This window comes from Pseudofrankia asymbiotica (assembly GCF_001983105.1).
GTDB classification, from domain to species: domain Bacteria; phylum Actinomycetota; class Actinomycetes; order Frankiales; family Frankiaceae; genus Pseudofrankia; species Pseudofrankia asymbiotica.
In genome coordinates this window covers 124,570-136,217 of record NZ_MOMC01000022.1, presented here as the reverse complement: position 1 = coordinate 136,217, position 11,648 = coordinate 124,570, and the positions used below count along the sequence as shown (strand labels likewise).

The window sequence follows — 11,648 nt, the reverse complement described above, 5'->3', positions numbered from 1 at the left end:
GAGGAGTGATCCGCGCATGAGCACGTCAGCCCAGCCGAACGGCCGCGCGATGACCGGCCCGGCGTCGCCCACCGGCCCGGCTCTCTCGACGCCGCCGCCACGGCCCGGGCTGGTGCGCCGGACGACGACGCACGACTCGCTGCGGCGCTCCGGGGTCGAGAGGCCCTCCGAGCTCCAGGGGCATTCCGGCCTGTCCGGTCCGGTGACGCTCGACGCGCGCGGCCGGGACGTGCGCGTCGAGGCCGACGGCGCCCTGACCGTGCTGGACGCGGCCCGCCTCGACGCCGAGATCGATTTTCCCCGCCGGGAGATCACCCGGATCGGCTCCGACCCGGGCGAGCCCCGGCTCGCGGCGCTCGTCGGCGTGCGGGCGGCGTCGGGTTTCCGGCAGGCGGTCCACGCCGCCCTGCCCGACGAGCGCGCGAGCCACTCGGTCCGGTTCCAGCTGCTCGACGACCTGCCGACGGCGGTGCTGGTCAGCGGCTATGCCACCCAGTGGGTGGAGCCCGGGCCGTTCCCGCAGTGGCGGCAGGGGATGGCCTCGCAGTACCCGGACCTGTGCGCCGGCTGGGTCGCCGGCGGCACGATCATCCAGGGGATCGAGGCCACCGGGCGGGTGCCGGCCCCGTTCGGCCCGCCGGTGCCGCCGATCGAGGGCGACGACCCGCGGGGCTGGCACGAGGTGGCCCCGCTACCGGCGCACGGGATGCGGCGCCGCCGCCGGCTCGACGTCTGGCGTGACGGCGCCGAGGCGCGCGTCGAGTGCTTCTTCCGCGACAGCCATGTCGACCCGGACGGCGTCGAGACGGCCGTGCACGAGTACACCGTGCACGCGACGCTCGACCCGGCGACGACGACGTTCACGTCGTGCACGGCGGAGTTCGGCGCGCTGCCCTGGCCGGAGTGCCCCCTGGCGCTGGCCAGTGCGGGCCGCCTGGTGGGCCAGCGCCCGGACGGGCTGCGCCGCGAGGTGCGGGACTCGTTCACCGGGGTCACGACGTGTACGCACCTCAACGACACGCTGCGCTCGCTGGAGGACGTCGGCGCGCTTCTCGCCCGGCTGCCCGGCGAGACCGCTCCCTGAGACCTGACCGAGGATCTTCGTTCCGACCGCCGTTCCGAAGATCCCTACTTGTGTTCGGTAATGCCAGAATCGTATTCTGCCGGGGACGACGAGGAAGGGCACACCGATGGCGTGGGACTTCGAGACCGATCCCGAGTACCAGAAGAAGCTGGACTGGGCCGACGAGTTCGTCCGGAACGAGGTCGAGCCGCTCGACCTGGCGTTCCCCGATCTGCAGTTCGTTCCCCTGGAAGGCAAGCGCCGGGAGCTCATCGACCCGCTCAAGCAGCGGGTCCGCGACCAGGGGCTCTGGGCGACCCACCTGAGCCCGGAGCTCGGTGGCCAGGGCTTCGGGCAGCAGAAGTTGGGGCTGCTCAACGAGATCCTCGGCCGCTCCTCGTGGGCGCCGATCGTGTTCGGGTGCCAGGCGCCGGACACCGGCAACGCGGAGATCATCGCGCACTACGGCACGCCGGAGCAGAAGGCGAGGTACCTCCAGCCGCTGCTCGACGGCGAGATGTTCTCCAGCTACTCGATGACCGAGCCGCAGGGCGGCGCGGACCCGACGCAGTTCACCTGTCGCGCCCACAAGGAGGGCGACGAGTGGATCATCAACGGGTGGAAGTACTTCTCGTCRAACGCCAAGACGGCGAGCTTCTTCATCGTCATGGTGGTCACGAACCCCGACGTGAGCGCCTACCGCGGCATGTCGATGTTCCTGGTGCCGGCCGACACCCCGGGCATCAACATCGTCCGGAACGTCGGTCTGTACGGTGAGCCGCTGGACGAGGGCTTCCACGCGCTCATCCACTACGAGGACGTGCGGGTACCCGAGTCGGCGCTGCTCGGCGGCGAGGGCCAGGCGTTCGCCATCGCCCAGACCCGGCTCGGCGGCGGCCGCATCCACCACGCGATGCGCACCATCGGCCAGGCCCAGAAACTGCTGGACATGACCTGCGAGCGGGCGCTGTCGCGCACCTCGGCCGGCAGCAAGCTCGCCGACAAGCAGTTCGTCCAGGGCTTCGTCGCCGATTCGTACGCGCAGCTGCTGCAGTTCCGGCTGCTCGTCATGTACGTCGCCTGGGAGATCGACAAGTACCAGGACTACAAGCGGGTCCGCAAGGACATCGCCACCGCCAAGATCGTCATGCCGACGATCCTGCATGACATCGCCTGGCGGGCGATGCAGATCCACGGCGCGCTCGGTACCACGAACGAGATGCCCTTCTTCCGGTACATCCATGGCGCGGCCGTGATGGGCCTGGCCGACGGGCCGACCGAGGTCCACAAGATGACCGTCGCCAAGCAGGTCCTGCGCGACTACAAGCCGACCGACGGCATGTGGCCCACCGAGTGGATCCCCGGCAAGCTGGACGCCGCTCGCGCCAAGTACGCCGACTTCATCGAGCACGAGGTGGGAAACCTGTGAGTGGCGAACCCGAGACCACGCTCGACTTCGACAAGCTCGCCGCCTGGATGGACGCCCAGGGGCTGCCCGGCGCGGGCGTTCCGCTGGAGCACAAGTTCCTCTCCGGGGGCACGCAGAACGAGATCTACCTGCTGACCCGCGGCGACTTCCAATGCGTCATCCGGATCCCACCGGCGAACGCGCCGGCCGATCGGGACAGCGGCATCGTGCGGGAGTGGCGGATCATCGAGGCGCTCGACGGCACCGACGTGCCGCACACCTCGGCGGTCGCGGTCTGCGAGGACCACTCGGTGCTCGGTCGCACCTTCTACCTCATGGGATTCGTCGACGGCTGGTCGCCGATGAGCATGAAGGACCGGAAGTGGCCGGAGCCGTTCAACAGCGACCTGGAGCTGCGTAAGGGCCTGGGTTACCAACTGGCCGAGGGCATCGCGTTGCTGTCGAAGGTCGACTGGCAGGCCAAGGGCCTGCAGACCCTGGGCCGCCCGGACGGCTTCCACGACCGCCAGGTCGACCGCTGGCTGCGTTTCTTCAACCGGATCAAGGCCCGTGAGCTCGAGGGCATGGACACGGTCACCGAGTGGCTGCGCAACCACCGTCCGCTCGACTACATCCCCGGCCTGATGCACGGCGACTACCAGTTCGCCAACGTCATGTTCAAGAACGAGGTCCCGGCGAAGCTGGCAGCGCTGGTCGACTGGGAGATGGGCACCGTCGGTGACCCGAAGCTGGACCTGGCCTGGATGATCATGAACTGGCCGGACGACACCTCGGCCCCCACGTCGGGCTACGTCGACCTGCAGGGCATGCCCACCCGCGACCAGATCGTCGAGCACTACGCCAAGGTTTCCGGTCGCCAGGTCGACGACCTTGACTACTACCTCATCCTGGCCCGGTGGAAGATGGCGATTGTCCTGGAGCAGGGCTTCCAGCGCGCCGGCAGCGACCCGAAGCTGCTCGCGTTCGGGCCGGTCATCGAGAAGTCCATGAAGGAGGCGGCCGAGTTCGCCTCGACCACCGACTACCGCTACACGGGGGGCTGACGTGCTGGCCGCCGTGTGCGCGGAGTACGGCGCGCCCAATGTCGTCCAGGTCAAGGAGATCGACACTCCGCCGGTAGGCCCGGGCCAGGTCCGGGTCGGCGTCCGGGCGGCGGCGGTCAACTTCCCCGACGTGCTCATCATCGCGAACACCTACCAGGTGCCGGCGCCCCTGCCCTTCACGCCAGGCAGCGAGTTCGCCGGCATCGTCGAGGAGGTCGGCGACGGGGTCACCGGGCTCGCCCCCGGCGACCGGGTGGCGGGGACGCTGTTCGTCGGCGCCTTCGCGCAGCAGGTCGTGTGCCCCGCGAGCTCGCTCCACCCCGTCCCGGACGGGGTGGACGACCGGTCGGCGGCGGCCTTCTCCGTCGGGCACCGCACGGCGTACCACGTGCTGCGCTCGACGGCCGGCGTCGAGCCGGGCCACCGGGTCGTGGTGCTCGGCGCCGGCGGCGGCGTCGGCCTCGCGGCCGTCCAGCTGGCCGTAGCCCTGGGCGCCGAGGTGACGGCGGTCGCGAACTCGTCGGACAAGCTCGAGGCCGCCGCGGCGAACGGCGCGACGACCCTGATCAACAACGAGGCCGAGGACCTGCGGAAGGCGCTGAAGGTGGCGCACCCGGAAGGCGTCGACGTCGTCGTCGACATGGTCGGCGGGGACCTCTCGGAGGCGGCGCTGCGGGCGCTGCGCTTCGACGGGCGTTTCGTGACCGTCGGCTACGCCTCGGGGACCATCCCGCGGATCCCGCTGAACCTCGTGCTGCTCAAGGGCGCGCACATCATGGGATTCCAGATGCGCGACTTCGCCACCCACCGGCCGGACGAGCTCGCCCGCGACGACCGGGAGCTCACGGAGCTGCTCGCCTCGGGGAGGGTTCGCCCGCACATCGGCGCGGTGTTCGCGCTCGACGACACGGCCGGCGCGCTGCGTTTCGTCGCCGACGGCAGGGCGATCGGCAAGGTCGTCCTCGACGTCGCACCCTGAACAACACCCGCGGCGGCCGGGCCGGCCTTTGTTGACGTCACGGTCCGAACCGTTCCGTGATGCCAGGCCCGGTGACAGATGCCAGGCCCGGTGACATCAGGTGCATATTCATTACGCGGGCGACTGCCCGTGACGGGATGGGGGCGCGCGGCATTCGCCGGGCGCCCCCTTTCTGCTGCCAGACGGCGTGGTCGATAGCATTGGCATCGATATCGATGCCAAATGGAGACCGGGACCGCGGCAGAACGTCGCCGCGCTCTTCGCCATGACACGTGGAACGCCGCGATCGGCGCCGGGCCTTCACGATGACGGGCGCGAGGCCCACAAGGCCGGGCGGCCGACATTATCGCCAGAGGAGATTTTCCGCGATGTCGTTACCTCTTCGCCGGCGGGCGCCGCGGGTTCGCCGACGGGCACTGCGGGCCACCGCGCTGGCGGTCGGCGCCAGCAGCCTGGCCGCCGGTCTGGCCGCCTGCGGCGGCTCGGGCGGCAGCGCATCCGCCGGCGCGGGCTGCGAGTCCTCGGTACCGGGAATCACGTCCACCCAGGTCAAGGCCGGCATGATCTGGAGCGACACAGGCCCGTCCGCGACCAGCATGCGCGCCTTCCGGGCAGGCGTGGACGCCCGTTTCGGGAGCGTCAACGAGGAGGAGGGCGGCGTCTTCGGCCGCACACTCACCTACGCCTGGYGGGACGACCAGGCAGACCAGGTGCTCAACCTGAGTGGCACCCAGGACCTCGTCAACAACGAGCACGTGTTCGGGATGATCGCGATGCCCAGCGCGAGCGGTGCCGCCTCGGTGGACTGGCTCGGCCAGCAGAAGATTCCCGTCATGGGACTGGCGAGCGACCCAAGCTGGCTCGACAAGAACAACATGTTCTCGTGGTTCTACCTGGGCACCGGTTCCGCGACCACGTGGGGCAAGTACATCCACGACCAGGGCGGCACCCGCGCGGGCGTGTTCGTCGTCGGCACGAGCGCGTCGAACAACAACTTCAACCACCAGTACGTGGCGAGCCTGAAGGCCAACGGCATCCAGATCGTCAGGACGTTCCAGTCCGGCGGCGCGATGACCGACTACCGGAGCATCGCGCAGCAGATCAAGGCGGAGCGCATCGACGCCATCGGTGGCGTCCTGCTCCCCGACGCCGCGGCGAGCCTGCTGACCGAGCTTCGCGGGATCGGCGTGACCCTCGGCGGCGGCCTCAAGGTCGTGCTGATGCCGCTGGGCTACGACGGCAGCAGCCTGGCGGCGTACGGACAGTCGCTCGCCGGCGTGTCGATCTTCACGTCCGTCAAGCCCTTCGAGGTCAACACCCCAGGGCAGCGGACGTTCAGGGACGCGATGAACAACTACTCCCCGGAGACCCAGCCGCCGACGCAGGACAGCGCGGTCGACGGCTGGCTCTCGGCTGACCTGTTCATCCGCGGCCTACGGGCCGCCGGGACGTGCCCGACCAGGGAGTCGTTCATCTCCGGCCTGCGCGCGGTCAAGGACTACGACGGCGCTGGAATGACCCCACAGAACACCAACGACCTGTCAACGAACTACCGGGATATCTCGGTCTGCTACTACGCCATCAAGGTCAGCCAGGATGGGAACAGGTTCCAGTCGGGAAGCCAGCCTGAATGCGGCGCCGCGATCAGCCAGGAGCAGATGAACGCCCTCAACCAGCAGCCCTGACACGGTCGGGGCCGCCCACCAGCCGGTCACTCCGCGCGCGGCCGGCGGGCAGGACCAGAAAATTCCACGCATCGGCTCGGCGATCGAGCAAATACCCTCGCCACGTCTCATCTGAATAAAGAGTTCACTACTATCGGCGTCGATAGGAAGGGCCAGCCCTGCCCGAACCGACGCACCGCCGCGCCGGATCCCCCTCCGTCGGCGTGAGACCGCGGCTGCGTCGGTGTGCGGCCCTCCCCTGCACGACGGACGCCTGCCCATCCGGGCGGGCACCGTCGCGACACGTCGAAGGAGCAGCGGCATGAGGTCGCCAGTCAGAACTCGATTAGTGAGAGTGGCAGCGCTCGCGGTGAGTGCCAGCGGTCTGGCCGCGTCACTGGTCGCCTGCGGTGACCAGTCGCCCGCGGAGGGGGCGGGAGGGGCCTGCTCGACCACGACACCCGGCATCACGTCCACCGGGATCAAGGCCGGGATGGTCTGGAGCGACACCGGGCCGGCGGCGGACACCATGCGCTCGTTCCGGGCCGGCGTGGACGCCCGCCTCCACGTCGCCAACGAGGAGGACGGCGGCGTCTACGGCCGCAGGATCACCTACGCCTGGCGTGACGACCAGGCCGACCAGCAGCTCAACCTGAGCGCCGTCCAGGAGCTCCTCGACCAGGAGAAGATCTTCGGGCTCATCTACGCGCCCGGGGCTGGCACCCAGTCAGCCAAGCTCCTGCAGGAACGCAACATCCCCGTCACGGGCCTGGCCAGCGACCCTGTCTGGCTGGGGATGAACAACATGTTCTCCTGGGTGTATCTCGGCGACGGCTCCAGCACCACCTGGGGCAAGTACGTCCATGACCAGGGCGGCACCCGCGCGGCGGTCTTCGCGATCGACACGAACGCCACGAACGGGGACTTCACCCAGCAGATCGTGGCGAGCCTGAAGGCCAACGACGTCAAGGTCGTCAAGATGTTCTACACCGGTGAGATCACCAGCTGGGCGGCCGTCGCCCAGCAGATCAAGGCGAACAACATCGACGCCCTCTCCGGCGTCCTGCTCCCGGACGCGGCCGCCAAGCTGCTCCCCGAGCTCGCCAAGGTCGGCGTCTCCTTCGGCGGCAGCCTCAAGGTCGCCCAGCTGCCCCTGGGCTATGACAACAGCAACCTCGACCAGTTCGGCCGCGCGCTCGCCGGAGCCTCCATCTTCACCGCCATTCAGCCCTTCGAGCTGAACACTCCCGGCCAGCAGAAGTTCGAGCAGGCGATGAGCGACTACGCCCCCGAGATCCAGCCACCTACCCAGGACATGGCCGTCGACGGCTGGATCTCCGCTGATCTTTTCATCCGTGGCCTCACGGCCGCCGGGAAATGCCCCACCCGGGAGTCCTTCGTCAGCGGGCTGCGCGCCGTGAAGGACTATGACGGYGCGGGCATGACCCCCGACGCCACCAACGATCTGTCCACGAACTTCCGCCAGACCTCGACCTGCTACTACGCCATCAAGGTCAGCACCGACGGCTCGGAGTTCGTGCCGACCAGCGACGCGGCCATGTGCGGAAACGTCATCAGCCCGGAGCAGATGGCCGCCCTGAACCAGCAGCCCTGACGGCCTCAGAGGCAACCCGGCCAGCCCCCCGGTGGGGTTGACCAACGACGTTCCGTGCCCAGCCTTCGGGATGCCGGCACCTTCCGGCGCACCGAAGGAGTGTTGAGCACCCGCTCACTACTATTGACGTAGACAAGAGAATAGGTCGCCCTGGCCCTGACGCGGCATCGCGTCAGGATCATCATTTTCGGCGCAGACAGAGACTGTGCCGATGGGTGACTCTCCCTGCACGGCGGACACCTRCCCATCCGGACAGTCACCGCCGCGATACGCCGAAGGAGCCGCGGCATGTTATCGCCGGCGAAGAGCCGATTAATAAGAGCAGCCACGCTCGCGGTCAGCGCCAGCGGCCTCGCCGCCTCCCTGACCGCCTGCGGTAACGGAGGCGCGAGCGCAGCGGACGGGGCGTGCTCGGCCACAGTGCCCGGCATCACGCCCACCGAGGTCAAGGCCGGGATGGTCTGGAACGACAGCGGGCCGGGGGCCGCCGCCCTGCGTGCCTTCCGGGCCGGCGTGGACGCCCGACTCCGCGTCGCCAACGACGAGGACGGCGGCGCCTACGGCCGCAAGATCACTTATGCCTGGCGAGATGACGCGGGCGACCCCGCGCTCAACGTGCCCATGGTCCAGGAACTTCTCGACCAGGAGAAGATCTTCGGGCTCATCTACGCCCCGGGCGGCGGCCGGGATTCGGCCAAGCTTCTGCAGGAGCGCAACATCCCCGTCACCGGGCTCGGAAGCGACCCCGTCTGGCTGGGGATAAACAACATGTTCTCGTGGTACTACAGCGGCGACGGCTCCAGCACCACCTGGGGAAAGTACGTCCAGCAACAAGGCGGAACCCGCGCGGCCATCTTCTCCACCGCTCAGACCGGCTCGAACACGGACTTCGCCGCGCAGATCTCGGCAAGCCTGAAGGCGAACAACGTCAAGATCGTCAGGACGTTCTACACCGGTGAGATCACGAGCTACCAGACTCTCGCCCAGCAGATCAAGGCGGACAACATCGACGCCCTCACCGGCGTCCTGCTGCCGGACACCGCGGCGAAGCTGCTCCCCGAACTCGCCAAAATCGGCGTCACCCTCGGCGGCAGCCTCAAGGTCGCGGTGATGCCCCTGGGCTACGACGGGAGCAATCTCGCCCAGTTCGGCGCCGCGCTCGGTGGCGTGTCCATCTTCACGATCACCCAGCCCTTCGAGCTCAACACCGCCGGCCAGCAGACGTTCAAGCAGGCGATGAGCAGCTACTCCCCGGAGATCCAGCCACCGACCCAGGACACGGCCGTCGACGGCTGGATCTCGGCCGATCTGTTCATCCGGGGCCTACAAGCCGCCGGGCCGTGCCCGACCAGGGAGTCGTTCATCTCCGGCCTGCGGGCTGTCAGGAACTATGATGCGGCCGGCATGGGCCCGGATGCCAGCAACGATCTGTCCACGAACTTCCGTGAGACCTCGACCTGCTACTACGGGATCAAGGTCAGCCCCGACGGTTCCAGGTTCCAGCCGACCAGTCCCACCGCCATGTGTGGAGACGTCATCACCATGCAGCAGATGGCCGCACTGAACCAGCAGCCCTGACAATCACGGGACGGCCGGGCCGGCCTCCTGGTGGAGGCGGGCCAACGAATCCCGGGCACCGGCTCCGGGACGCCGGCAGACGCCTGCGCCCCGGAGCTCCGCCAGGGTAATGCTCACGACTATCGACCTCACTAGGAGGAGCCAACCGCACCTGGGCCGGCACGCCCCCGCGTCGGATCCCCATCTCGGACGCGATACCGGGCCGGCGTCGGCGGGAGGCCTCTCCTGCGCGGCGGCGGTCGCCCATCCGGGCGGTCACCGCCGCGATCATGCCGAAGGAGCCGCAGTATGCCGCTGCCCAACAAGCGATTATCGAGAGCGGTCGCCCTCGCGGTCAGCGCCGGCGGCCTGGCCGCCTCCCTGACCGCCTGCGGCAACGGAGGCGCCAGCGGAGCCGGCGGGGCGTGCACGACCACAGTGCCCGGCATCACGCCCACCGGCGTCAAGGCCGGGATGGTCTGGACCGACTCCGGGCCGGGGGCCGCCACCATGCGCTCCTTCCGGGCCGGCGTGGACGCCCGCCTCCACGTCGCCAACGAGGAGGACGGCGGCGTCTACGGCCGCAAGATCAGCTACGCCTGGCGCGACGACGCRGGCGACCCGGCCCTCAACGTGCCCATGGTCCAGGAGCTCCTCGACCAGGAGAAGATCTTCGGGCTCATCTACGCCCCCGGCGGCGGCAGGGACTCGGCCAAGCTCCTGCAGGAGCGCAACATCCCCGTCACCGGCATCGCCAGCGACCCGGTCTGGCTGGGGATGAACAACATGTTCTCGTGGTTCTACCTCGGAGACGGCTCCAGCACCACCTGGGGCAAGTACATCCATGACCAGGGCGGCACCCGCGCGGCCCTCTTCGCGACCGCCCAGACCGCCGGGAACGGAGACTTCGCCTCGCAGATCACGGCGAGCCTGAAGGCAAACGACGTCAAGGTCGTCAAGAYGTTCCTCACCGGCCAGATCACGAGCTACCAGGCCCTCGCCGAGCAGATCAAGGCGAACAACATCGACGCCCTCTCCGGCGTCCTGCTCCCGGACGCCGCCGCCAAGCTGCTCCCCGAACTGGCCAAGCTCGGCATCACCCTCGGCGGCAGCCTCAAGGTCGCGGTGATGCCGCTGGGCTATGACAACAGCAACCTCACCCAGTTCGGCCGCTCGATCGCCGGCGTCACCATCTTCACCGCCACCCAGCCGTTCGAGCTGAACACCCCCGGCCAGCAGAAGTTAGTGCGGGCGATGAGCGACTACGCCCCCGAGATCCAACCGCCGACCCAGGACCTCGCCGTGGACGGGTGGATCTCGGCGGACCTGTTCATCCGCGGCCTCGAAGCCGCCGGGAAATGCCCCACCCGGGAGTCCTTCATCACCAGCCTGCGGGCCGTCAAGGACTACGACGGCGCCGGCCTGACCCCCGACACCAGCATTGACCTGTCCACCAACCTCCACGAGACCTCGACCTGCTACTACGCCATCAAGATCAACAAGGATGGCACCGCGTTCGAACCGACCAGCTCCACGGCCACCTGCGGAGACATCATCACCCGGGCGCAGATGACCGCCCTGAACCAGCAGCCCTGACCCGGCGGCCAGGGGACCCGGGTTCGCCCGTCACGCCACGGTGTGACGGGCGAACCCTCCCGAACAGAAGTCCCACACCTCGTCCGTCGTGAGCGGGTGAGCGCTCTCGGTCACCCCCGCGACCACGGTCGACTGGGCGAGGAACATCACCGACTGCATGACCATCGCGGCCGCCCGGCGCGGGCGCAGGCTCGCTCGGAGCTCGCCGACCGCGTCAACGCGCGCCATCAGCTCCGCGAACACGCTGAGCATCGGCTCGTGCGCGGACCTGACCTCGGTCGGGTAGGTCATCAGCAGCTGCGTGGCGAAGTCCGTGAACAGCGGGTGGCGGGTGGACGGATCCGGCAGCGAGCTCTCGAACAACATCCGGACGGCGATCTCGAGCCCGGCCAGCGGGTCGACCTCGGCCGCCGCGGCGGCAYGGATCTCGTCCGCGGAGCGGCGCAGGGCGTTCTCGAACAGCGCCAGCAGCAGTTCGTGCTTGCCGCCGAAGTGCTGGTAGAAGCTGCGCAGGGACTGGCGCGACCGGTCGAYGACCTCCTGTACGGTGAAGTCGGTCGACCCCTTCTCCAGAATGATCTCCTGGGCGGCCTCGAGGAACTGCTGCACCTTGCGCTCCGCGCGCTGGYGCGCGGCCTTGGTGGAGCGCTCGACAGCGCGCTGCTTCCAGGCCGGTTCCTCGCTCAGCGTGCTCACAGCAAG

Annotated in this window: 9 protein-coding genes; 8 read left to right on the top strand and 1 reads right to left on the bottom strand. The window is 69.0% G+C overall.

Annotation, left to right across the window (positions count from 1 at the left end):
• Window positions 1–16 precede the first annotated feature (16 nt).
• The 8 genes from BL253_RS12250 (at window position 17) to BL253_RS12215 (ending at window position 10,946) form a co-directional block, all read left to right on the top strand.
• Window positions 17–1,084, top strand: a complete 1,068-nt coding sequence (locus BL253_RS12250) for a DUF2889 domain-containing protein (protein ID WP_076816460.1) — start codon at window positions 17–19, stop codon at window positions 1,082–1,084.
• 106 nt (window positions 1,085–1,190) lie between these two features.
• Window positions 1,191–2,492 (top strand): acyl-CoA dehydrogenase family protein, encoded by a 1,302-nt coding sequence (locus BL253_RS12245; protein ID WP_076816459.1) that lies wholly within the window; start codon window positions 1,191–1,193, stop codon window positions 2,490–2,492.
• 47 nt (window positions 2,493–2,539) lie between these two features.
• Entirely contained in the window at window positions 2,540–3,535 is a 996-nt protein-coding gene (locus BL253_RS12240; protein ID WP_076816585.1) for a phosphotransferase family protein, read from the top strand.
• 1 nt (window position 3,536) lies between these two features.
• Complete coding sequence (locus BL253_RS12235) at window positions 3,537–4,514, top strand: NADPH:quinone oxidoreductase family protein (RefSeq protein ID WP_076816457.1); 978 nt, start codon at window positions 3,537–3,539, stop codon at window positions 4,512–4,514.
• A gap of 368 nt (window positions 4,515–4,882) precedes the next feature.
• Window positions 4,883–6,199, top strand: a complete 1,317-nt coding sequence (locus BL253_RS12230) for an ABC transporter substrate-binding protein (RefSeq protein ID WP_076816455.1) — start codon at window positions 4,883–4,885, stop codon at window positions 6,197–6,199.
• A 301-nt stretch (window positions 6,200–6,500) separates the two neighbouring features.
• Complete coding sequence (locus tag BL253_RS12225) at window positions 6,501–7,793, top strand: ABC transporter substrate-binding protein (protein WP_076816453.1); 1,293 nt, start codon at window positions 6,501–6,503, stop codon at window positions 7,791–7,793.
• A 288-nt stretch (window positions 7,794–8,081) separates the two neighbouring features.
• Window positions 8,082–9,371 carry an ABC transporter substrate-binding protein gene (locus BL253_RS12220; RefSeq protein WP_076816452.1) on the top strand — a complete coding sequence of 430 codons (1,290 nt, stop codon included), beginning with the start codon at window positions 8,082–8,084 and terminating at the stop codon, window positions 9,369–9,371.
• A 288-nt stretch (window positions 9,372–9,659) separates the two neighbouring features.
• Window positions 9,660–10,946, top strand: coding sequence for an ABC transporter substrate-binding protein (locus BL253_RS12215; RefSeq protein ID WP_076816450.1), 1,287 nt, complete (start codon window positions 9,660–9,662; stop codon window positions 10,944–10,946).
• A gap of 30 nt (window positions 10,947–10,976) precedes the next feature.
• Here BL253_RS12215 and BL253_RS12210 read toward each other — a convergent pair whose 3' ends face one another.
• The gene (locus BL253_RS12210) at window positions 10,977–11,642 is read right to left on the bottom strand and encodes a TetR/AcrR family transcriptional regulator (protein WP_076816448.1); all 666 of its coding nucleotides are present in this window, start codon (window positions 11,640–11,642) and stop codon (window positions 10,977–10,979) included.
• Window positions 11,643–11,648: the final 6 nt, after the last annotated feature.